Consider the following 22,599-nt stretch of genomic DNA (forward strand, 5'->3'; position numbering starts at 1 on the left):
CTTCATGCGGATGACCGCCTGAACCGCCGCCGCGAATGCTTCATCGCGGCGGCGGAAGAACTGTTCATGGAACAGGGCTTCGACCGCACGGCGCTGGCCGATGTGGTAAAGCGGGCAGGCGGGTCGCTGGCGACGCTGTACAAGCTGTTCGGCGGCAAGGCCGGGCTGCTGGAAGCCGTGATGGTGCGGCGGGTGGAACAAAGCGGCGCCCGCATGGCGGAATGCGCCGCCAACAGCCCGCCCCGCGAAGTCCTGCTGGGGCTGGCCGACGATCTGCGCCGCAAATTCGCCGACCCGGCGGAGATCGCCCTGTCGCGGGTGGTGATCGCCCATTCCATCGAAGACCCGGACTTCGCCCGCCGGTTCTACGGCACCACCATCCTGGAAGCGCAGGGGCGGCTGGCGCAGCTGTTCGCCCGCTGGCGTGACGAAGGGCAGAAGCTGGCGACCGATCCCGACCTGCTTGCGGCGATGTTCGTGGGCATGTTCATCTATGAAGCGCACTCCCAGGCGATCGCCCATGGTGCCTGCTGCGAGCTGGACAATGCCAGCCTGGCAGCCCGGGTGGAGTTCTTCTGCCAGGGCGCCGGGCTGGGCTGAGCAGCGCAGTTGCTGGCCGAACTGTGCCAACCTTGCCATAGTCATTCCACCCGGTCCGATCCACGCTGGAGAGCAGTGCCGACATGATAAGATCACTCAACTATCTGCCGGCAGCCCTCCTGATCGCTGCACTGCCGGGCACCGCATATGCCAGCCCCGTGGTCGAGATATTGATCGGGCATGTCGAGGCGGGCCGGGACGGCCAGGCCGAAGTCGCTGTTCGTCTGCTCAACACGGGGCCGGTCGCGACCGAGGCGAGCCTGCCCGAGACCGTCGAGGGGCGGCTTGTCCACCCCGGCGGATCACGCGAAGGGCGGGCAGTCACGCTTCTGCGCGATGCGGCCACCCCCGCCAGCGTGACCATCGCGTCAGGCAGCTTCGCCACTGCGCGTTACCGGCTCGGGCGCGAAACCTTGGCGGATGGCGCATTGCTGTCCATCCCCGCATGGGGCAGCCAGGCCGTGGCACTCACGGCGACGCCCCTTACCCCGGTCGATCCGGTCGGGAATGACGGCGTGCAGGTGGCGGCCACGCCCCCCGCGACCCCGCCGCCCAGCGATCGCACCGTGGGCAACGCCTTCCTAGAGAACCTGAGCGCCTACGAGCCGATCTACGCGGTCTATGGCCCCGGTACCAACAGCGAGGCGCGCCTCCAGCTCAGTTTCAGGTACCGGCTGTTTGGCAGCAGGGCGCGTGAAGGCCGACGGACGCTGGGCGATGGCTTCTACTTTGCCTACAGCCAGCGCATGTTCTGGGACCTTGGTGCGGATTCCTCGCCCTTCCGCAACATCGACTTCCAGCCGGAAATCTTCTACGTCACCCCGCCAAAGGCGCTGTCGGACACTGCCACCCTGAGCGCGCAGATCGGCGCGCGCCACGAATCCAATGGTCGCGAGGGCGATCAGTCGCGCAGTATCAACACGGTGTACGTTGCGCCGATGGCGGCATTCTCCCTGGGTGGCGATACCCGCCTGACCGTGGCGCCACGCGCATGGTTCTACGCCGGCGACCTGTCGGACAATCCGGACATCCGCCGTTATCGCGGCAATACCGGCCTGTTCGTCGAGATCGGTGAGGATGACGGCTTGCGCCTGTCCACCTCCAGCCGGTTCAACTTCGGTAGTGGCAAGGGCTCGATCGCGGCGGATCTGTCCTATCCCTTGCGTCGCATCCTGGGCGGTGGCCCCGACTTCTACCTCTTCGGCCAGACCTTCACCGGCTATGGCGAGAACCTGCTGGATTACGACCGACGCACAACCCGTCTTCGCATCGGCGTGGCACTGGTGCGGTAGCGCCCGGCGTCTCCTATCGCTTGAAGGCGGAGGTCAGGCGGAGATTTCCGGCGCGGCCGTTCCCGTCTGCCGTTCGAACAGCCGGCGGTAATGCCCGGCGCCGGACCGCAGCAGGGCATCATGCGTGCCGTCCTCCACGATGCGGCCGTCTGCGAAGACAAGGATGCGCTCGAGAGCGCGGACGGTCGAGAGCCGGTGCGCGATAACTATGGCCGTGCGTCCGATCATCAGCCGCTCCATTGCCTGCTGGATCGCCGCCTCGGATTCCGAATCCAGACTGGAGGTCGCCTCGTCCAGGATCGGAATCGGCGCATCGACCAGGAAGGCTCGTGCGATCGCCACCCGCTGGCGCTCTCCGCCCGACAGCTTGACGCCGCGTTCCCCGACCATGGTTCGATAGCCCTTCGGCAACGCCATGATGGGGGCATCGCAGAATGGCACCCGCCGGAGCGGCAAACCAGGTATCCCGCCCTCAATTCCAAGCAGATCATGATAGTTGAGGTTTGTTGCATGGATCCTGAGCAGCACCTCCCCCGCCTTGGGCTGGGGAATGGGGCGTTCGATCGTTGGCGAAAGCACGCCATCCTGTTCAACCAATCTGGCCCGAGCTGTCATTCGTAGATTCCTCTGGTTTGGAAAAGCGGATCGGCCTGGGATGGAAAAAGCATTCCGCAGCTTAGCACTACTTTGGCAGAAGTGAGGTTGGAGCGTTTGGCAGGGAGCAACCGCATTGCGGGCATTGCCCGGGCGGCGGTCGCAACAGACGGTCAAGGATGGATTGTCGAACTGCCGGCAGGCTGGGCTGAGGTGGCGGGCCGGGGATTCTTTTTTTCCGTCCCGCCTGAGCGAGCCTTTGGGTTTGAAGGAAGGCATATGCCATCATCGTCATGAGTGCGTGGCGATGCAGCCCGATCCAGGATCGCCCTTCGAAGTGGTCGAGACCGAGCTCTTCCTTGAGCTGCTGGTGTGCCTGCTCGCAGATCCAGCGCGCCTTGATCGCGCCAGCCAGATCCTTGATCGGGGTGTCGGCTGGTAAATTCGAGAGATAGTATTTTTGCTCGCCGTTCGAGCGATGCTCGCCGACCAGCCAGGGCTCCTCGCCGGGCATGTGCTGGGCTCCGGCGGAGCCGATCCGTTGCGGCGCGCCGTGCGCAATGCGGACGCGCACTGCGGCAAAGCGCGCAACAAGCCGCCCCTTTGTTCCTCGGCGCCAACCGACCTGACGCCACTTTGCATCTTCCAGCATGGCGTGTGCGGCCCGGGATTTAACGTCGGGCACGTGCCGAACAAGCGAAGAGCCGATGTCATCGGCATCTTCCCCAACACCGCCGCGGTCATCCGCCTCGTCGGAGCGCTCATGCTCGAGCAAAACGACGAATGGTCTGTGTCGCGCCGCTACATGACGCGGGAAACAATCAGCACCTTGAGCGATAACCCACGCATCAGCCTGTCAGCACTGGCAGCCTGACATCCTTGGCCCTGCTGAGGATCGGTGTTCCTACACCACTCCTCGGGGCACTACCCGGTTTCGCGCCTCTCCTTGAGCAATTCACCGGCGCGAGCGCCTAATGCGAGAAGGTCGTGCATCCCGTCTCCTTGGCTTGATCCTCACATATTCGGGGAAGCAGCGCCAGCCTTCCCATACTAAAGAACACGGCCCTGCAACGGAGCGCGTCATGAAAGCGTCGATGGTTCAGCTGTTGATCCGAGACGGGCGGGGGGGCCTGCGTTGCCATGATCGCAGCATCCGCGGCAATCAAAGGTTCTTCAGAAGCGCGCTGATCCACTCCCACAACGACCGCGTGGCTGCCGCAAGTAGCCCGATTTTGTCGTCACCGAGGCGGTAGGGAGCACCATCATAGCGCGCCACCTTGCCGCCAGCCTCGTTCAGGAACAGCACGCCCGCAGCATGATCCCAGGCGAGCGTGCGATTGGCGAACGCAATGTCGTTCCGGCCGAGTGCGATCCTGGGGTACTGCTCAGCAGCACAGCGTGGGATGCCAACGAGGGAGCAGCGCGGCTCAAGCAACTCGCGCATCCTAGGTGCGTACTTGGGATCGGCCAGCGCCAGAGAGAGAGCGACGATGGGCTTGGCCTGCCCGGAGCCAGCGGAATAGATCCGCTCACCATTGACGAAGGCGCCTCTGCCGCGCCCCGCGTGGCAATAGCGGCCCGTAAGGGGGGCGTAGATCCAGCCGGCGATCGTCTCGCCAGCCTCAGCCAACGCCACGATCATGCCGAAGGGCGGCTGACCCCTCGCAAAAATTGTTCGTCCCGTCGAGCGGATCGATGATCCAGCATAGCGCATCGCTTAGTCTTGCGGTGAGCGCCGGATCCACATGCGCCGCCTCCTCGCCGACGATGGTCGCTTCTGGCAGCAGCTTTGCAAGCCCTGCGGCTAGAATAGCCTCGCTTTCCTGATCAGCGATCGTGACGATGTCGTCCGCGGATTTAGTGGCGACTTCATGAGCTTGCAGTGACCGGTAGCGCGGGAGAATCGCCCGTGCCGCAGCTTGACGCATCAGGGTATGGACAGACAGGGTAAGCGTGTCCATCAGCCGCAATCGCTACACATCGATTTCATCCTTTGCCTACGCATCCTGCCGCTGATGCCAGAACAACCACCTATGTGCGGCTATCTCGACCTTGAACGCCCACTTTGCCCAACTAGTCCGCGAGAAGCCGCTGGAACGCTAGCTGCCAGACCCGCTCGTTCAACATCACGAGCCGGCGAACGCCTGAAAGTCCGCTCCCGCCAGAAGCTGTCGTTCACCGCTATCGTGGTGAATGGCAGCAAAGTCCCAATTTAAGCCGGTGCGAGTGGCTCGTTAGCCCAGCATAGAGCCATAACGTAGGTGAACAAATGTCCGCTTCTGGGAAACGGAAAAGGGGCGCTGAACGTCCAGTTTGGGGTCCTCGCTACGTCAGAGCCGCCAGACAACTCCTGCCCTACATTCAGCAGTTCAGGGCGAAGGTCAGCAACATTGCTTGGTTCGCTAAGATCTGCCGTATTCCCGCGACCAGTATCAGCGAAGCAAGCGTTCACCATCGCTCTGCTAGCAACTCGGCCTGCTGGATGACTGTTTGAACGGCGACGTCCTGAAGGTCAGGGGGGAAACCGTATTTGCGCAGGATCCGCTTAACCAGCACCCGCATGCGCGCGCGGGCGCTTTCGCGATGAGACCAATCGACTGTAGCACCCGCGCGTAAGGTGTTCACCAGCTCTGCGGCGATTACCTTCAGACTGTCGTTGCCTATGATGTCTACGGCGCTCTCGTTGTCGGCCAGCGCGTCGTAGAAGGCAATCTCGTCACGGGTCAGGCCTTCTGCCTCGCCGCGCGCCTGTTCGGCGCGGATCTGCTTGGCCAGATCGATCAGCGTCTGCAGCACCTCGACCGTGCTAACGGCGTTGGTGTGGTAACGGGCGATGGCGTCGGTCAGGCGTTCGGAATAGCGTCGGCTCTCGACCGCGTTGGTGCGGCTGCGCGAGCGGATCTGGTCGCCAAGCAGCTTCTTCAACGCCTCCAGCGCCAGGTTCGGTCGATCCATCGCCTTCACCTCGGCAAGGAAGTCATCGGACAGGATCGAGATGTCGGGCGTACTCAGCCCTGCAGCTTGCAGGATGTCGACAATCTCGGTCGATACCACCGACTTGTCGATGAGCTGCTGGACGGCGAAGTCGCGGTCGCTGGTCGAGCCGCTGCCGCTACCTGTCTTGGCAAGCGCGGCGCGGATCGTCTGGTAGAAGGCGATATCGTCACGGATCGCGCGGGCCTCGACGTTGGCGGCGGCGAGCGCGAAAGCCTTGGTCAGCGCGAGCACCGCGTCTTGGAAGCGGCGGTGCGCAGCTTTACGGGCGTCGTCATTCGTCTCCTTCGCGGCCGCTTCATGCTGGCGGGCAAGGACGAACTCGATTGCCTCGGCGAGGCACTTCAGCCGCTCAACCGGCGTGCCGGATATTCCGGGCGTGCAGTCGAAGCCGTGGAACATCGCCTGGACCACGTCAAACTTCTCGAGCAGCACCGCGACCGCCTGCGCCTCATCGATTCCTGTCTCGGCGGCGTCGGAGGCGGAATACTGGCCAAGCGCCTTCTTCAGGTTCTGCGCGACGCCGATGTAATCAACCACCAGTCCGGCCGGCTTGTCGCGGAACACCCGGTTCACCCGTGCGATGGCCTGCATCAGGCCGTGGCCGCGCATCGGCTTGTCGATATACATGGTGTGCATCGACGGCGCGTCGAAGCCGGTCAGCCACATATCGCGCACAATCACGAGCCGCAGCGGATCGGCCGGGTCCTTGGCCCGCTTGGCCAACAAATCACGCCGCGCCTTGTTGCCGATGTGGGGCTGCCACGCGGGCAGACCGGCGGCGGAGCCGGTCATGACGACCTTAACCGTGCCCTGCCTGTCGTCTTCATCGTGCCATTCGGGCCGTAGCGCGATGAGCTCGTAGTATAGCGCCACGCAGATGCGGCGGCTCATGCAGACGACCATCGCTTTGCCATCCATCGCTGTCAGCCGGTCCTCCAGATGGGCGACCAGATCGGCGGCGACCATCTCAAGCCGTTTCTTCGATCCAACCAGCTTCTCCACTGCAGACCAGCGTTGCTTCAGCCGCTCTTGCTCGCTTGTCGCCTCGTCCTCGGTAAGTCCGTCGATCTCGGCATCAATGACGGGCAGCTCTTCGGGTGGCAGTTCGATGCGGGCGAGGCGGCTCTCGTAGTAGATCGGCACAGTCGCGCCGTCCTCGACAGCGCGGGAGATGTCGTAGATGTCGACATAATCGCCGAACACGGCGGGCGTGTTGACGTCGTCCTTCTCGATCGGCGTCCCCGTGAAGCCGATGAATGAGGCGTTTGGCAGTGCGTCGCGGAGATACTTGGCGAAGCCATAGGCCAGCTCACCCGTCTTGCGGTCAATCCGTGCACGGAAACCGTATTGCGATCGGTGGGCCTCGTCCGCGATAACGATGACGTTGCGACGATTGCTGACCACGGGATAGTCGCTCGTCCCCGCCGCCGGCGCGAACTTCTGCATGGTGGTGAAGATCACCCCGCCGGACGCGCGGTCGAGCCGGTCGGTCAGGTCCTCGCGGCTGTCGATCTGGATGGGCGTCTGACGGATCAGGTCGGCGCACATCGAGAAGGTGGCGAAGAGCTGGTCGTCCAGGTCGTTGCGATCGGTGATGACGACGATCGTCGGGTTCTCCAGCGCCGGCTCCCGCACCAGTAGCCCGGCATAGAAGGCCATCAGGAAGCTCTTGCCACTACCTTGCGTGTGCCAGATGACGCCGATCCGGCGGTCGCCGTCAGGATGCAACGCGGCGTCGGGCAGACCGTAGCGTAACGGGCTTTCGCGCACCGCCTTTGCAGCCGAGATGCCCGGCACGGCCCGCAGGGTCGCGGCGACGGCACGCTGTGCGGCATGGAACTGGTGATAGCCGGCGATGATCTTGACGACGCCACGCCCGGCATCGCCGAACACCGTGAAGTCCCGGATCAGCATCAGGAGGCGTTGCTGGTCGAGCACGCCGGCGATCATCACCTCCAGCTCGGGCAGGCCCTTGGGCGCGATGTCCTCGCCATCCACGGTGCGCCACGGCATAAACCGCTCCTCGTCCGCGGTCAGCGAACCTACTCGCGCGGTCATGCCGTCGGAGGCGATCAGCAGCGCGTTGGTGCGGAACAGCGATCCAATCTCGCGCTTGTAGGTCTGGAGCTGGTTGTAGGCACCGGAGACGGTGGCGTTCTCGTCGCCCGGATTCTTCAGCTCGATCACCGCGATGGGCAGGCCATTGAGGAACAGCACGATATCGGGCCGGCGGGTATGACCGCGCTCGATGACGGTGAACTGGTTGATGGCCAGCCAGTCGTTCATGTCGAGGCCGCATCCGGCAGGGCTGAAGTCGACCAGCCGCACGCGGTCGCCACGGATAGCGCCATCGGCGGCGCGATATTCTACCGGCACCCCTTCGACGATCAGCCCGTGGATGGTTCGCGTCACCCTCGGCCGCCGTGATCGACAGCCAGTCGGTCAAGACGACCGAGAGCGGCGGGCCACGCGGCTACGATGCCGCCAAGAAGATCCTTGGCCGCAAGCGGCAGGCGATGGTCGATACCGACGGCCGGTTGCTCGGGCTGCAGGTCGACCCTGCCGATGTGCAGGATCGCGACGGCGCGGTGCCGCTGCTCAAGGCATCGCGTGCCCGACATCCGTTCGTCGCCAAGGCGTTCGCCGACAGCGCCTACAATGCCGACCGGGTTGCCAGCGCCACCAGCATCGATGTGCAGATCGTCCGCAAGATCGCCGACCAGACCGGCTTCGTCGTCCATCCCCGCCGCTGGGTTGTCGAGCGCACCTTCGCCTGGCTCGGCCGCAACCGCCGCCTCGCCAAGGACTTCGAGGCGACCGTCGCATCTGCAACAGCCTTCATCTACGCCGCTTCAGCCATGCTCCTCACCCGCCGACTGGCGCGGCCGAAGTGACTTTCGACACAGACTCTAAGACTTCACTTTGCCGAGCTGAAATCCTCCGCCGATTGCGAAATTCCCAGGAGTAACCAGCACGTCGCTGGTCACATAATCGACAAAATATTCTCCCTTGAAGGCAAAGCCATGCTGGACGGTGATAAGATCATCGAGGCGAACCTGAGCCCAGTTATCCATCACGCCGCCCCACCCACAAACAGCGCAACCAGTCGCTGGTTCATATAGTAGTTACTCCGCCCGAACCGCTGCTTGTCCAAGAACCCCGCCTCTGCCAACATGTCGAGATACTTGGTCGCGGTTGGTCGCGATACGCCCAGCTCCCTCTCGACGTAGTCGATCCGCGTATAGGGATGGCGGAACATGTTGTTGAGCAGGTCCTGCGAGTAGATCTTCGGATGCTCGGCGCGGATGCGTTGCTTGTACTCGGCCATCAGCACGCGCATTCCCTCGATCAGCGCCAGCGTGCCCTTCGCCGTATCGGCGACACCGCGGATCATGTACAGCAGCCATGCCTCCCATGCCTCCGCCGCGCCCTCGCTGTCGCGCACGGCTTGGAGCAGCCGGTAATATTCGCCTTTCCGCCCGGTGATCCATCGGCTGAGATACAGCACCGGCACGTCAAGCAGCCCGGAATGCGTCAGATACAGCACGTTGATGATCCGCCCCAGTCGGCCGTTGCCGTCGCTGAAGGGGTGGATGCTTTCGAACTGGTGGTGGACGATCGCCATCTTCACCAGCGGGTCAAGGTCGCTCGTCTCGTCCTCGTTGATGAACCGCTCCAGCGCCGCCATGTGCGCGCGCACGGCGCTGCCTTCCTGCGGCGGGACATAGACCATCTCGCCGGTCTGGTCGTTCTTCAGCGCGGTGCCTGGTGTGTTGCGGAACTCCTCGTCGGTTCGCTTCAACATCTGGAACATGGCGATGATCATGTTGTTGGTCAGCAGCCCGCCCAGCCGCCGCTGTTCGACAAAGCCATGGCGCAGCGCGTCGGCATAGCGCGCCACCTCCTTCGCCGCGGGGGAGGCGGGGTTCTCCGGAAAGGCATTGGCCTGGAACAGCTCATCCTGGGTGGTGACGATGTTCTCGATCTCCGAACTCGCCTTCGCCTCCTGCAAGGCAAGCGTGTCGATCAGGATGCCTTGATTGGGTATCGAGGCAGCTCGGCCCTTCAGCTCGGCGAGGTGCCGGTGCGCCTGCGCCAGTGCGCGCAGCACCGCTGGCGTCTCCTCCACGCCGGGCGGCGGCAGGTTCGGGATGGCGTAGCTAGCCTTCAGCACCGGTCGGCGGTTCCTTGAAACGACATGCAGAATTTTTTGCACATCGCGTGGGACGTGTAAAGAAAACGGCGTTTCCTTTTCACGTCGTGCATACATGCAAAGACGCTGACTATTCCGCTGGCACGATCACGCTGGCGAGCCGCTGGCGGATGACATCGGTCAGCCGGGCACTCTCGGCGAACTGTTCCTCCAACGTCGCCTGCAGCTCGCCGAAGCGCTCGGCAAAGGGAACCGCATCCGCCTCTACGGCCTCGGCACCGACATAGCGGCCAGGCGTGAGGACGTAGCCATGGCCGGCAATGGTGTCGTGACTGGCCGCGCAGGCGAAGCCGGGAACGTCGGCATAGCCGTCGCCCTCACGCCAGGCGTGATACGTGCCGGCGATCTTGGCGATGTCGGCACCGCTGAACTCGCGCCGGGTGCGGTCAATCATGTGGCCGAGCTTGCGCGCATCAATAAACAGGATCTCGCCACGACGGTCACGCAGCTTCTTGTCGCGGCCAACGCCGTTCGACTTGTCCTTCGCCAGGAACCAGACGCACACGGGGATTTGGGTCGAGTAGAAGAGTTGGCCGGGCATGGCGATCATGCAGTCGATCACGTCTCCGTCTACCATCGCCCGGCGGATGTCGCCCTCGCCATTCTGGGTCGAGGACATTGATCCGTTGGCGAGGATCACGCCGGCAGTGCCCGTGGGCGCTAGGTGATGCAGCATGTGCTGGAGCCAGGCGAAGTTGGCGTTGCCCGCCGGTGGTGCGCCGAACTGCCAGCGCGCATCCTCCTTGATCCGGTCGCCGCCCCAATCGGAGATGTTGAACGGCGGATTGGCGAGCACATAATCGGCGCGCAGGTCCGGCATTTCATCTTTGTGGAAGCTGCCCTCGCTGTTCCAGCGGATGTCGGCGTCAATGCCGCGCACCGCCAGGTTCATCATCGCCAGCCGCCACGTCGTGTGGTTCGACTCCTGGCCATAGATGGCTATGTCGCCGATCCGGCCGCCGTGGCTCTCGACGAACTTCTCGGACTGGACAAACATGCCGCCGGAGCCGCAGCACGGATCGTACACGCGCCCCTTATAAGGTTCGAGCATCTCCACCATCGTCCGGACGACGGAGCGCGGCGTGTAGAACTCGCCACCGCGCTTGCCCTCGCTGCCGGCGAACTGGCCCAGGAAATATTCGTAAACCCGGCCGAGCAGGTCGCGCGACGCATTGCCGGCGTCCTTGAAGCCGATACCGGATATCAGGTCGATCAGCTCGCCCAGCATCACGGCATTCAGCCCGGGCCGGGCATAGTCCTTCGGCAGCACGCCTTTGAGCCCTGGATTGACCTTCTCGATCTCCAGCATGGCGTCGTCGATGATCTTGCCAATGCCGGGCTGCTTGGCGCTCGCCTGCAAGTGTGACCAGCGCGCGCCTTTAGGCACCCAGAAGATGTTCTCGGCGCGATACTCATCCTCATCCTCGGCGCCTTCCGGATACTCGGCGAGCAGCTGCGTATGCTTCTCCTCAAACCCCTCGGAGATGTGCTTGAGGAAGATCAGGCCGAGCGCGACATGCTTGTAGTCCGACGGCTCCATGTTGCCGCGCAGCTTGTCCGCCGCTCTGAACAGCTCTGCCTCGAACCCGAGATCCCCGCCTGCCGTCGTCTTAGATACCCGTGCCATGCTCGTCCTGATTGATGCCTTACCGCTTGATAGCCATTGCGCACTGCAGCGGCCAGCATCAACCAGCTGGTCACCAAGCCGGAGCCTTTGCCGGTGACGCGGAACTGGCGCCTGACTCTTCCGTGTCAATGGTTATAGAATTGAGACCACTAAAGTCGACACTAAGGGCTACAAACAGGAGCTTTGCCGTGAACGCTCATACCGGTTTTCGCATGAAGAATCCTGCCCATCCGGGTGGCTTCATCAAGTACGACATTATTGAGCCGCTGGACCTGACGGTGACCGCCGCGGCCGAGGTGCTGGGGGTTACCCGCGCAGCATTGTCGGCGCTCCTCAACGAGCGGGCAAACCTGTCGCCGGAAATGGCCCTCAGGGTGGAGAAGGCGTTCGGTGTTTCAATGGACACTTTGATGCGCATGCAGAGCAGCTTCGACATCGCCCAGACGAGGCGGCGGGAAGGCGAAATCAAGGTGACCCCGTTCCAGGGTAAGCCGCGGGATCAGGGCGTCTCTGCAACGTGATTTGAACAGGAAGCCACCGCGATTTGCTCGTCTGCTTCAGCCCACCGCGGGGACGCATAGCGCAGCGTCGCCGGTGACGAAATCAGACGTCAGGAATGCCGCAGCATTCGCCCTCGCGGCTCATGTTTGAAGGCAGTACCTGCTGGCGCGACCGGTCGCGCCATCCGTACCGCGCGCCCAGCTTGAACTCCCTCATCTGCAATCCGCGAAGGTTAGCCTCGTCCGGGGCAGTCCGACTTAGGCGCAGCGCGGCACCTCCCGTGCCGTTGATGGCTATTTGGTCCCCAAACCGGAACATTCACGGAACTCAGCTCGGTTTGGGCTTAGCAGTCTCACGGCCGACGGCCTCGCCGCACCGACCGGAAGCTAATATAATCAGCAGGTTAGCGCCTCTGCAGCGGCCACGGCAAATCAGCCGATCAGTCCCTAATTGACAAGCACACCCTACGCACCTGGCGGTGCAAGTTTCCTGGGTATGTCAATGGCTTACGAGCAAACTGGTGAGTGCCACGCCGTGGGACAGTTCGGCGCTTAGGGCCGATCCCAGCTATTCCAATGGCTTAGGCGTCCCACGCGGTCACACGCAGTCCGTGCGACGGCAATACCCTTTGCACCGAGTGCGGCGATCGACTATAAGGCCCGTCGCCTCTTTCGATCCCCACCAGCCTCTCTGCTAGGAGGCTGGTTTGTCCACTACCAGGCATTGCACGGTTCGGCTGAACCGCCAGCAGCACGATCGCATCCTCGCGCTCGCTACCGAGCAGAATTGCAATCCGTCGGAGGTGATCCGGGCGGCCGTTGATGCCTATCTCGGCACGGCCACGCTCCTTACGTCAAGCCATCGCCGGCTCGCGCGCATCAGCGAGTTCATGCAGCTCGCGCTCGACGTCATCATCAGCGAGCAATATCCCGAGTTCCGCGACCGGATCATCGCCAACGCCGACAAGCGCCTGGAGCAATACCATGGCGCGTAACGACATCCGCACCGACGGCCGGCCGATCCCGCTCACCCACCATTCCGCACGCGGAAAAGTCCAACGCAACTCGGGCAATTTCACCCGCGGCAGCCAGCTCCTGACCCACGAGCTGCTGATGTGGTTCGCCGGCGCAAAACTTCCCTTCGTCGTCTGGTTCTTTGTGTTCCTCGCGGCCTGGTTCGTGATCATGTCGCTCAAACTGGACGAGCACGGCTTCCAACTCGTCTGCATGAAGCTCTACGCCATGCTCTGGGACTGGGTCGGCTTCGACCCGACGAAGCGCGTCAACGTCAGGCTTCCGAGCGGCGAACTCCACCGCACGATCATGGCCGTGGTCCCGTTGATGCCCGAGGTCCAGCGGGCCTGGAGCATCGCCATGCGCGGCCTTCTCGGCGCACTGCTTTTCTCGGTGTTCCTCACCATTCCCCTGTCGATCTGGTTCGTCGATCTCTCGCGTCGCCGTGGCAAGACGATCCTGCAGGAGCGGCACGAGCGCGGCGCTATGCTGGTCGATCGCGAGGTCCTCGTTGCCGAGGTCTCGCAGCATAACGCGGCCGCCTTCGCGACGGACGTGCGCAAATGCTTCCCGGGCCAGTCGCCCAAGCAGGTGCTCGCGCTTCCCTTCACGGCGCGCAAGCGTGCCGGAATCCACCATCCCTACACGCTCGCCGGCATCCCCTTTCCGCACCGGATGGAGCAGTCGCACACCATGCTGATCGGTACGACCGGCTCGGGCAAGACCACCGAGCTCCGGAGCCTCGTCCGGCAGATGCGCGAGCGTCAGGACAGCGCCGTGATCTTCGACCTGACCGGTGCCTATGTGGAGGCCTTCTACGACCCGGCGCGTGACACGATCCTCAATCCGATGGACCGTCGCTGCCCTGCATGGTCGATCTTCTCGGACTGCCGCACGCACAGCGAGTTCACCGCCGCCGCCGCCGCTCTCATCCCTGCCGATGGCGGCTCGTCCGAGCCGTTCTGGGCGCTCGCAGCGCGGACCCTGTTCATCGAGATGTGCATCCGCCTGGTCGAGCGGGGCCAGACGACCAACCTGGCGCTCTCCGAGAACCTGATGACCGCCGATCTGAAGCGGGTCCATCGCTTCCTCCAGAACACGATCGCCGACCCGCTGACCGCGCCCGAAGCGGCGCGCATGGCGGAGTCGATCCGCGCCGTCTTCAACACCAATGCGCAGGTCCTGCGCTTCCTTCCCGACACGGGCGAGCCGTTCTCGATCCGGGACTGGATCACCGGCGAGAAGCAGCCCGGGTCGATCCTCTTCATCACCTCTAACTACGTCGATCTGCCGATGAACCGGGCGCTGCTGACGCTTTGGATGGACCTCGCGATCAACCGCCTCATGACAATGCCGCGCACGCGCGAGTTGCGGACCTGGTTCATGTTCGACGAGCTCGGCGCGCTGCACAAGCTGCCGGCAATCGAGAACGGCCTCCAGACCGCGCGCGCGTTCGGCGGCGCCATGATCCTCGGCATCCACAGCTTCGAGAAACTGATCGAGGTTTATGGCGAGCAAGGCGCCCGCAACCTCGCCTCGCTTGCGCGTTCCAAGCTGATCCTTGCGACGGCCGATCTCGACACCGCCGAGCAGTGCGCGCGTTACATCGGCAATCGCGAAGTGCGGCAGATGGATGAAGCCTATAGCTATGGCTACAACAACACCCGCGACGCCTCGACACTGACTCCCAGGAAACAGGTCGAGCCGCTCGTGATCGCGGACGACATCACGAACCTGCCGTCGATGCACGGCTTCGTGAAGTTCCCCGACGGCTTCCCCGCCGCGCGCATCCAACTCCTCTGGAAGGATTATCCGCAGGTCGCCGAGGGCTTCCTGCCGCGACCCGACCTTCAGCCGGTCCGGTCAAGGCGCGGAGAGGAGGTGTTCGACGATGGCGCGGAGGGCGACGCGGGCGGGCGGGATGGCGCCGGCCAGGTCGTGGAAGAGGCCGTCGAGCCGGTCAACATCGCCAAGGAAATGGCCGCGCGGATCCTTTCCGCGGAGGCAACGGAGGAGCACAACCAAGTGAGCCGCCCGCCAGCCGAGCGCACCGAGGATCGCGGCGAGGAGCAAGCTCCGCGCGCGCACGCCGCCGATCGGGCGCAGGCGGTCCGCAATGCGCCCGATCAGGCGCAGGCGCCAACGGAAGGCCGTGACGATCGCCGCGAGAGTCGCGCGGCCCGAACGGCGCCCACGCCCGAGGATCAGACGCTCGCCGAATTGCGGCAGGACTTCTCCGCGAGCCGCGATCATGACGGCGCAGACATGGGGATCTGACCCATGCTCTCGGTCGCATCGGTCCGTTCCGCGTCCGGCGCTGCCAGCTACTTCGCGAAGGACGACTATTACACGGTCGAAGGCTCGTCGGAGATCAGCGCCTGGGGCGGGGAAGGTTCCGCCGCGCTCGGCCTTTCGGGCGAGGTGTCGAAGGAGGCATTCGAGGGCGTTCTCAACGGCATCTTGCCGGGCGGCGAGGCCGTCGCCCAGGTCGAGAACCGGCGGGCCGGAGTCGATCTCACCTTTTCGGCCCCGAAATCCGTTTCGGTGCTCGCCTATGTCGCCGGCGACAAGCGCATCCTCGGTCCCGACGGCGCCAACATGAAAGCCGTGACCCGCGCAATGGCCTGGGTAGAGAGCAACCTCGCCGAGGGGCGCAAGGACATCGAAGGCCGCAAGGTTCCGATGCGGAGCGGGAACCTCGTTTACGCGCTCTTCCAACACGACACGAGCCGCGCCCTCGACCCGCAGGCCCATGTCCACGCCGTCATCGCCAACCTGACCAAAATGCCCGACGGCAAGTGGCAGGCGCTCCACGCAGACAAGATCTGGTCTAATAACTCCGTGATCGGCTCGATCTACCATGCCTTCCTGCGCGAGGAGCTCGAGAAGCTCGGCTACCAGGTGGAGCTCAAGGGCAAGCACGGCACGTTCGAGATCGCCGGCGTGCCCAAGCCGGTGCTCGACGCGTTCAGTCAGCGCCGCGAGGCGATACTCGAAAAGGCGGCCGAGCTCGGCATTGTATCGGCCAAGGGGCGGGACGGCGTCACCACCAACACGCGCGATCCCAAGCTCAACGTCGAGGATCGCGAGGCGCTGCGGCAGGCATGGATCGACAAGGCGGCAGCGCTCGGTTTCGACGGCAAGTCGCTCCTCCACGCAGCCCTCGCCCGGGCGGCGCAACGCGATCCCGGCAGCGCGCTCGAGCGCGGCTACCGCGCCGTATCGGAAGCGGTGTCGACGGCATGGGACAAGCTCGGGTCGGCCTTGCGCGCGCACGATCCTCTCGTCGATCGCGGCCTTGCGCGAGTGACCACCTCGCCGGCCGAAGCACGCGCGCAACTGGCGGTCGCCTCCGCCGTCCGGATGCTGTCCGAACGCGAAGCCGCCTTCAGTGTCCACCAGCTTGGCAAGACCGCGCTCGACCTCGGGCTGAAGGGAGTGACAGTCGACCATGTCGAGCGGCGGATCGAGCAGCTTGTCGGGCGTGGCCAGCTCATCGCGGGCGAGGCGCGGATCGGCGACACGCACCCGCGGATGGTCACGACCCGGGAAGCCCTTCTGACCGAGGAACGGATCCTCGGGGCAGTCGAGGAGGGCAGGGGGCTCGCCTCGCCCATCCTCGCCGCGCAGGACGCTCCAGGGCGGCTCCAGGCGGTCGCAGACAGGGAGCTCAACGCCGGCCAGCTCGGCGCGGCCGCGCTGATCCTTTCCTCTGAGGACAGGACCGTCGCGATCCAGGGCATCGCCGGCGCCGGCAAGTCGACCATGCTGCAGGCGGTTGCGCGTGTCGCGGAAGCCGAGGGCCGCGCCGTCATGGGCCTGGCCTTCCAGAACAAGATGGTCGCCGATCTCGCGGAAGGGGCAGGGATCAGATCCCAGACGATCGCCTCGTTCATCCTCGCCAACGAGTGCCACGTTCAGGCCGGGGCCCCCGCATACGACGAAGCCCGCGCCGCGCTCGCCGGCTCGATGCTCATCGTCGACGAAACCTCGATGGTCTCGTCCGACGACATGCTCAAGCTCCACCAGATCGCCGCCGCGCTCGGCGTCGACAAGCTCGTCCTCGTGGGCGACCGCCAGCAGCTCTCTTCAATCGACGCCGGCAAGTCGTTCGCGCTCATCCAGGCGGGTGGAGGCACGATGGCGCGAATGGACGAGAATATCCGGCAGCGCACGGATCAGCTCCGCACCGTCGCGGCGCTCGCCAACCTCGGCGAAGCGTCCAAAGCGATGAAGGTGCTGGGCGAAAGCGTCGTCGAGCATCAGAGTCCGGCGCTCCATGCGGCCGAGATGTGGCTCGGCCTTTCCGCCGCCGATCGCGAGGCGACGGCCGTGTTCGCGTCGGGGCGCGCGGCGCGAGCGGTCATCAACCAGCGGATCCAGGACGGCCTCGCCACCGAAGGCAGCGTGCGAGGGGAGGGCATCCACCTCACGGTGTACGAGCGCGTCAACACCACGCGCGAGGAGCTGCGCTATGCGGCCACCTATCAGGCCGGGCAGACGCTCGAGGTCGGCCGCGGCGGCGGCCAGGACGTCGGCCTGGCCGCTGGCCGCTATGACGTCGCCAAGGTCCACCCGAACGGCAAGGTCGACCTGAAGCTCGGCAACCGCTCCATACGCTTTGATCCGCAGAAGCTGTCGCCGACCGAAAAGCGCGACCGGCTGCAGCTCAGCGAGAAAAAGGATCTCCACCTGCGTGAGGGCGACCGCATCCGCTGGACCGCCAACGACAAGGAACGCGGGCTCCACAACTCGGCGCTGGCGCGGGTGCTCGCGGTCGACCCCGGCGGCGTGACCGTCGAGACCGCCGGCAAGGAGCGGCTGACGCTCGATCTCGGCGACCCGATGCTGTCGCGGCTCGACCTTGCCTACTCGCTCAACATGCACATGGCGCAGGGCATCACGACCGACAAGGCGATCACCGTCATGTCGAGCCAGGAGCGCAATCTCTCCAACCAGCGCCTGTTCAATGTCGGAGTCACGCGCGTGCGCGATGAGCTCACGATGGTGGTCGACGACAAGGAGAAGCTCGAGCGCCAGCTCGACAACAATCCGGGCAACAAGACGTCGGCACTCGAAACCGTCGGTCGCCTCGACGTTGATCACGAACGCACACGCGGCAAGAGCAGCGGACCCCGCGAGAAGCTTCATGTCGGCCCGGTCGACCTGGCGGACCTGCCGCCGTTGCCGGGTGAGCTGCCGTCCCCGGCCCACACGCAAGGCGCCGCCGCCGCTGCCGGCGCTTCCAAGTCACCGCCCGACCTCAAGCCGGACCGTGGCGACGCTCTGCCGCCGCTGCCGGAACGGAGCCTGGGGCTCGACCTGTGAAGACCGGCCGGCCGGACGCCGGAGCTTGATGATGGAGACGACGATGAGTGGATGGGATTTCGACGAGGTGGGCAAGTTCGGCAGCGCCAAGGCCGCCGAGGATTTTGCCAAGCGCAACGATGTCGATCCGCGGGACATCCGGACGCGCGACACCCGGGACGGTGTCGAACTGGAGATCCGGCGCTCGAGCCTCGATCGGCGCGGGCTCAAGGACAGCGGCGAGGGCCGCCGAGACGGCTGGAGCTGATGAAATCATGCCGGCGCGATCCGCCACGTGGGCCGCGCCGGTGAAGGGGGAGACCTACGTCATGGGCATCGATGATCGTGACTACATGAAGGAACGCTATCGGCAGCGCCAAGGTCTTGCGCCGGGGAGGCGCTTTTGGGGCTTCGGCAAAGCTGCGCGCGAGGCTCGAGCGGAGAGGGCTCGAAAGGAACAGGCCGTACCCCTAGGGAGCGCCTCGTGGATCGACGCCAAGGGGAGGGGCGCGAACGGCGGGCTCTGGTTCGATGCGAAGAACCGGGGGTTCGACTATCAGAAGGGCCGCAAGGTGCGGTTCGGTCCCCACCCCATGCAGAAGTGGATCATTCTGCTCTCCGCCGCCTCCTTCCTTTATCCGATGTACCGGGAAGCGAGGCGCAGTGGCTGGCTCCCCGATCGGGAAGCAGCCTTGCCTTTTCCGCCCTCTGGAAGCGTCACGGTGAACGCGGCCATAGACCCGCACGATGCCACATCGCGCATGCGGGTGGTGACGGCATCGGCCAATGCTGTCGTCCAACTGTTCGACCCCGGATCCGACCACCACGTCATCTCAGTCTACGTTCATGGCGACGATGACGTCACTGTCCCGGTTCCGCCTGGCACCTATCGGATGCGTGTCATCGAGGGCGACAAATGGCATGGGCCCGTGAAGTTCTTCGGACCATCGACGACTTATGAAAGCGTCGTGAAGCTCATGACATTCACCCGACGGCATTTCGGAGGGATAGACCTGCATCGACGCCCCGATGGAACGTTGAAGACCCGGGTCAAGATAGGCGACCCGCCGCCTTTGCTTGCCGCCGAGGGGAAGGGGAGGTGACCCGCCGAGCCGGCGCGGTTCAGCGCTCCCCACCGATGGCGGCATCGAGCGCCGCTTCAAGTCGATCGATCACTGCGGCCCGGCTCGCCATTTTGGGGAGTTCGCGGCGCGCAAAATCCTGGAGCCGCCGCACATCCCGCACTGGCAGGCGCAACGTCAGGATCGTCCGGTCCAGCGCGGACGGATCAATCGCATCCGCCTCTTTGCCGGCTACGAGAAAGTGCTCGAGCAGACGCTTGCGGGCGGCGAAGCTCCAGCCCAGCGCGGCAAGCTCATCCGGCGTGAGTGCGAGGAGCGCGAGCGCGACATCCATGATATCTTCGAAGGGCAGCAGGAGGCGTACGACCCGTCCGCCCCGCTCGCGCCAGCGCCTAAGCGGACCGCGCTTCACTGCAAGGTCGGCCTTGCATCCTCACCGTCCAACGATCGTAGGGCCGCCAGTATCTCGTCGACGGACACGGGCTGTCGGGCCCCTGGCGGCCGGCGGAGCGCCGGCTGGCCCTCGACCGCGACGCGATCGGATGCCCAGGACGCGAGGATGGCGCGCTTCACCTCCGGTTCGAGCGTCGGGTGCCCCGCAACCTCGAACGGATGGAGATATCGGGAAACAGGCTGCGACATGAATACCTCCTTTCGCTTCGTCGCGGCTAGCTTCAGGCTCAGCTTATCGCCGAGATTTGGAAGCGATTTGAACCAGATCAAGAGGCGAGGGCAGGGGAAAGACACGGCTGCGATCCTCTCGGCGCAGGCGCTTGTAACGCCGCTGCCTTGAACGCTGAACCGATGCCTCGGGATGGGAGCCGCGCGCAGCCGATCAACCACGCTTACAGCGCCAGCATCTCCTGGACCGGTCCCGCTCCGATCTCTTCGATGAGGAACGTCCGCGCCGCGGGCGTCTCAAGCAGATCGATCTCCGGCACGCTATGGTCGAGCCACTGCATCACCTGGCGGCGATGGATGATCGCGCCGTGCCGTTCCTGGTAGCGCGCTACCTCAGGGTTCGCGGCGACGGTCACGACACGATAGCAGAGCGGCCAATCACCCATCGGCGGCTCCCAAACCGCAGCGAGATAGAAGTGGTTGCCGCCGTCGAGCATGACGCGATAGCGCTTCCGTCCGACGGTCATATGGAACTCGCTTGCCGGAATCAGACAGCGATGGGCCGGAAACGTCCGCCCTTCCGCCCGCACGAAGCGGTAGCTGTCGCCGTCGCTGAACCGCGGGTTTGATCCCCAGGTCGCCTCGACCATCTCGATTTCGCTGGCATCGTTCGGATTTCGCCGGATGATGGCGCGGCGAGCGCCCAGCGGCGCGTCCGAATCGAAAGGTATTGGCGGTTCCATGCCAAAGAACATAATGGGAACGATAAAGCGTCGCAAGGAAGGCTGACGAACGGTGTGCAACGATTATCGCCTGGAGGTGGATATCGCCTCGATCGCCGAGGATTTCGACAATCTGAAGATCAAGATCAGTATGCCCGAAGGCACGCCGAACGTGCCGGCACGCGAGGATATCAAGATCAGCGATACCGCGCCGATTGTGCGCAGCGTCGAAGACGAGCGCGGCGCTGGCGAACTGGTCAACCGCAAGTGGAGCTGGCCAGGCCAAGGCGGCAGGCCGGTTTATAATTTCCGCTCGGAGGGCCGCGAGTTCACCAGCGGTCGCTGCCTCATATTGGCCGATGGCTTTTATGAATTCACCGATCCCCAGCCGGGCCAGAAGCGGAAAACCAAGTGGCTATTCACGATGAACGATCATGACTGGTTCTGCATAGCCGGCATCTGGCGCTCGCACCCTCAGGCCGGCGAAGCCTTCACCATGCTGACGATGGAGCCGGGCGAGGACGTGAGGCCGTATCATCATCGCCAGATCATCCCGTTGAAGCGCGATCAATGGGCGGATTGGTTGGACCCGTCGGTGCCGGCATCGGATGTGCTGACCGCGCTTCCGAAAGGCACCCTGACGGTCACGCGCGTATTCCCGCCCAGCGAGCCGGCACTGCTCTAACGATGCCCGACGCGACCTCCCTCGACCGTTTCGTCGAAGCACAGACACTGGCCTATGCCGGCGCGCTTGCCGAGATCCGTCGCGGCGCCAAGCGTTCGCATTGGATCTGGTACATCTTCCCGCAGCTCGCCGACCTCGGTCGAAGCTCAACAGCAAAGCATTTCGGCATCCGCTCGGCCGATGAAGCGGCGGCATATCTCGATCATCCGGTGCTCGGAGCGCGCTATCTCGACTGCGTGGCCGCGCTACAGGATTTGCCGACCAGTGACCCCGTAGCGGTGTTCGGCGAAGTCGACGCGATGAAGCTGCGCTCGTCGCTGACCTTGTTCGAGGCAGCCCGGCCGGCGGCATTGCTGGCGGCGGCACTCGACCGCTGGTTCGGCGGCAAGCGTGACGAGATGACGCTACGGCTGCTTGGCGGCGTCTGACTCTGCTTGACGAAGATCGGATAGAGGGGGAACATAGGGCGAACAAATGAGTCGTTAGCTTGCCCGATGTTTGCCCAACCGCCACCTCTCGATCGGCCGCGCGCCGATCAAATCGCTGCGCTTCGCGCACAGCTTGCGCACGCCCAGAGCCGGCACGGGCCGGCGCTGGCGTTCGGGCTGGCGGCGCTCGACGACCGATTAGCCGATCACGGCCTCGATGGTGCAGGCCTCCACGAGATCGCGCCGGCGCGGCCGTCGCTGAGTGACGACGCTGCCGCGACGCTGTTCGCAGCGGGTATCGCCGCCCGCTTCGCATCGCAATCCGGCTTCACCGTGCTGTGGGCGCTCTCGAAATTTGACTTGTACGCGCCCGGCCTCGAACAGGTCGGGCTCGGCCCCGATCGCATCCTCTATGCCCAAGGCCGCAAGGATGCCGAGGTGCTGGCGATGGCAGAGGACGCTCTGCGCGATGGCTCGGTCGCCTGCGTGATCGCCGAAGTCAGGGCGGCGGATCAGACCGCCACACGCCGCCTCCAGCTTGCGGCATCGGACGGCAAGACGCCGATGCTGCTCTACCGCCGACACCGCACTCGCGACCGATGCCCGCTCGATCAGCCCTCGTCGGCGATGACGCGCTGGCGGATCGGCTGTGCGTCGTCGGCGCGGCTGCCCTATCCCGGTGTCGGCCGCGCCCGCTGGTTCGTCGAGCTGGTCCGCCAGCGGAACGGCAATCCTTTTTCCCTCGAACTCGACGCATGTGATGATCAGGGTCGCCTCGCTCTACCTGCCGCAACTGCCCATAGAGCGACTGCGACGGCTGGAGCGGCCAGCCAAGCCGCCTGAGGCGCTGCCGGCTCCATCAAAGCCCATACCTCGAGCGCCGGTCGACGACGATCCCGGCGCCTGCTCGGTGCCGC

Annotated in this window: 20 protein-coding genes and 4 pseudogenes; 13 read left to right on the forward strand and 11 right to left on the reverse strand. The window is 64.6% G+C overall.

Annotation, left to right across the window (positions count from 1 at the left end):
* The first annotated feature begins 42 nt into the window (after positions 1-42).
* A complete protein-coding gene (locus ET21_RS0121335; protein ID WP_272945233.1) occupies positions 43-600 on the forward strand; it encodes a TetR/AcrR family transcriptional regulator in 558 nt (185 codons plus the stop codon).
* An 83-nt stretch (positions 601-683) separates the two neighbouring features.
* Complete coding sequence (locus tag ET21_RS0121340) at positions 684-1,892, forward strand: phospholipase A (RefSeq protein WP_030541273.1); 1,209 nt, start codon at positions 684-686, stop codon at positions 1,890-1,892.
* Positions 1,893-1,925: 33 nt separating this feature from the next.
* Here ET21_RS0121340 and ET21_RS0121345 read toward each other — a convergent pair.
* Both ET21_RS0121345 and ET21_RS27315 read right to left on the reverse strand, forming a co-directional pair.
* Positions 1,926-2,303: pseudogene (locus ET21_RS0121345) on the reverse strand (ATP-binding cassette domain-containing protein); the annotation flags it as partial.
* A gap of 356 nt (positions 2,304-2,659) precedes the next feature.
* Positions 2,660-3,177 (reverse strand): annotated as a pseudogene (locus ET21_RS27315) (transposase); the annotation flags it as partial.
* A gap of 3 nt (positions 3,178-3,180) precedes the next feature.
* Between ET21_RS27315 and ET21_RS0121355 the strand changes: the two are divergent.
* Positions 3,181-3,360 (forward strand): annotated as a pseudogene (locus ET21_RS0121355) (transposase); the annotation flags it as partial.
* A 288-nt stretch (positions 3,361-3,648) separates the two neighbouring features.
* Here the strand turns inward: ET21_RS0121355 and ET21_RS28835 are convergent.
* From ET21_RS28835 to ET21_RS0121365, 3 genes are all read right to left on the reverse strand, one after another.
* A complete protein-coding gene (locus ET21_RS28835; protein WP_337587962.1) occupies positions 3,649-4,128 on the reverse strand; it encodes an inositol monophosphatase family protein in 480 nt (159 codons plus the stop codon).
* Positions 4,109-4,447 carry an inositol monophosphatase family protein gene (locus tag ET21_RS28840; RefSeq protein WP_337587963.1) on the reverse strand — a complete coding sequence of 113 codons (339 nt, stop codon included), beginning with the start codon at positions 4,445-4,447 and terminating at the stop codon, positions 4,109-4,111. The genes ET21_RS28835 and ET21_RS28840 overlap by 20 nt, the downstream gene beginning before the upstream one ends.
* 487 nt (positions 4,448-4,934) lie before the next feature.
* Positions 4,935-7,895 carry a type I restriction endonuclease subunit R gene (locus tag ET21_RS0121365; RefSeq protein WP_081856817.1) on the reverse strand — a complete coding sequence of 987 codons (2,961 nt, stop codon included), beginning with the start codon at positions 7,893-7,895 and terminating at the stop codon, positions 4,935-4,937.
* On the opposite strand from ET21_RS0121365, the pseudogene ET21_RS0121370 reads away from it, so the two are divergent.
* Positions 7,889-8,377 (forward strand): annotated as a pseudogene (locus ET21_RS0121370) (IS5 family transposase); the annotation flags it as partial. The gene ET21_RS0121365 and the pseudogene ET21_RS0121370 overlap by 7 nt on opposite strands.
* Before the next feature lie 15 nt (positions 8,378-8,392).
* Here ET21_RS0121370 and ET21_RS27895 read toward each other — a convergent pair.
* Genes ET21_RS27895 through ET21_RS0121385 form a run of 3 tightly spaced genes read right to left on the reverse strand, consistent with a single transcriptional unit; the run spans position 8,393 to position 11,323 of the window.
* Positions 8,393-8,557, reverse strand: coding sequence for a hypothetical protein (locus ET21_RS27895; RefSeq protein ID WP_156029322.1), 165 nt, complete (start codon positions 8,555-8,557; stop codon positions 8,393-8,395).
* Complete coding sequence (locus ET21_RS0121380) at positions 8,557-9,753, reverse strand: Fic family protein (protein WP_156029323.1); 1,197 nt, start codon at positions 9,751-9,753, stop codon at positions 8,557-8,559. The genes ET21_RS27895 and ET21_RS0121380 overlap by 1 nt, the downstream gene beginning before the upstream one ends.
* A gap of 13 nt (positions 9,754-9,766) precedes the next feature.
* Entirely contained in the window at positions 9,767-11,323 is a 1,557-nt protein-coding gene (locus ET21_RS0121385; RefSeq protein WP_030541279.1) for a class I SAM-dependent DNA methyltransferase, read from the reverse strand.
* Between the two features lie 188 nt (positions 11,324-11,511).
* On the opposite strand from ET21_RS0121385, the gene ET21_RS0121390 reads away from it, so the two are divergent.
* The 6 genes from ET21_RS0121390 to ET21_RS26140 all read left to right on the forward strand — a co-directional run bounded on the left by ET21_RS0121390 (position 11,512) and on the right by ET21_RS26140 (position 19,247).
* Complete coding sequence (locus ET21_RS0121390) at positions 11,512-11,844, forward strand: HigA family addiction module antitoxin (RefSeq protein ID WP_030541280.1); 333 nt, start codon at positions 11,512-11,514, stop codon at positions 11,842-11,844.
* Between the two features lie 686 nt (positions 11,845-12,530).
* Positions 12,531-12,818: a hypothetical protein gene (locus ET21_RS0121400; RefSeq protein ID WP_030541282.1), complete on the forward strand. Its 288-nt coding sequence runs from the start codon at positions 12,531-12,533 to the stop codon at positions 12,816-12,818.
* On the forward strand, positions 12,808-15,114 hold the full coding sequence (locus tag ET21_RS0121405; RefSeq protein ID WP_030541283.1) for a type IV secretion system DNA-binding domain-containing protein: 2,307 nt from the start codon (positions 12,808-12,810) through the stop codon (positions 15,112-15,114). The genes ET21_RS0121400 and ET21_RS0121405 overlap by 11 nt, the downstream gene beginning before the upstream one ends.
* A 3-nt stretch (positions 15,115-15,117) precedes the next feature.
* Positions 15,118-18,165 (forward strand): MobF family relaxase, encoded by a 3,048-nt coding sequence (gene mobF, locus ET21_RS0121410; protein WP_030541284.1) that lies wholly within the window; start codon positions 15,118-15,120, stop codon positions 18,163-18,165.
* 31 nt (positions 18,166-18,196) lie between these two features.
* Complete coding sequence (locus ET21_RS0121415) at positions 18,197-18,412, forward strand: hypothetical protein (RefSeq protein WP_226998467.1); 216 nt, start codon at positions 18,197-18,199, stop codon at positions 18,410-18,412.
* A gap of 7 nt (positions 18,413-18,419) precedes the next feature.
* The gene (locus ET21_RS26140; protein ID WP_193378986.1) at positions 18,420-19,247 is read left to right on the forward strand and encodes a hypothetical protein; all 828 of its coding nucleotides are present in this window, start codon (positions 18,420-18,422) and stop codon (positions 19,245-19,247) included.
* A gap of 19 nt (positions 19,248-19,266) precedes the next feature.
* On the opposite strand, the gene ET21_RS0121425 is transcribed toward ET21_RS26140, so the two are convergent.
* The 3 genes from ET21_RS0121425 to ET21_RS0121435 form a co-directional block, all read right to left on the reverse strand.
* Entirely contained in the window at positions 19,267-19,560 is a 294-nt protein-coding gene (locus tag ET21_RS0121425) for a hypothetical protein (protein WP_223308181.1), read from the reverse strand.
* Positions 19,561-19,634: 74 nt separating this feature from the next.
* Positions 19,635-19,868 carry a hypothetical protein gene (locus ET21_RS0121430; protein WP_030541288.1) on the reverse strand — a complete coding sequence of 78 codons (234 nt, stop codon included), beginning with the start codon at positions 19,866-19,868 and terminating at the stop codon, positions 19,635-19,637.
* A 203-nt stretch (positions 19,869-20,071) separates the two neighbouring features.
* Complete coding sequence (locus tag ET21_RS0121435; protein WP_030541289.1) at positions 20,072-20,590, reverse strand: SOS response-associated peptidase family protein; 519 nt, start codon at positions 20,588-20,590, stop codon at positions 20,072-20,074.
* Between the two features lie 52 nt (positions 20,591-20,642).
* On the opposite strand from ET21_RS0121435, the gene ET21_RS0121440 reads away from it, so the two are divergent.
* The 3 genes from ET21_RS0121440 to ET21_RS26145 all read left to right on the forward strand — a co-directional run bounded on the left by ET21_RS0121440 (position 20,643) and on the right by ET21_RS26145 (position 22,525).
* Positions 20,643-21,254, forward strand: a complete 612-nt coding sequence (locus ET21_RS0121440) for an SOS response-associated peptidase (protein WP_030541290.1) — start codon at positions 20,643-20,645, stop codon at positions 21,252-21,254.
* A 2-nt stretch (positions 21,255-21,256) separates the two neighbouring features.
* Positions 21,257-21,682: a DUF1810 domain-containing protein gene (locus tag ET21_RS0121445; RefSeq protein WP_030541291.1), complete on the forward strand. Its 426-nt coding sequence runs from the start codon at positions 21,257-21,259 to the stop codon at positions 21,680-21,682.
* 66 nt (positions 21,683-21,748) lie between these two features.
* Positions 21,749-22,525 (forward strand): ImuA family protein, encoded by a 777-nt coding sequence (locus tag ET21_RS26145; RefSeq protein ID WP_030541292.1) that lies wholly within the window; start codon positions 21,749-21,751, stop codon positions 22,523-22,525.
* Positions 22,526-22,599: the final 74 nt, after the last annotated feature.

The organism is Sphingobium sp. DC-2 (assembly GCF_000722555.1).
GTDB lineage: Bacteria > Pseudomonadota > Alphaproteobacteria > Sphingomonadales > Sphingomonadaceae > Sphingobium > Sphingobium quisquiliarum.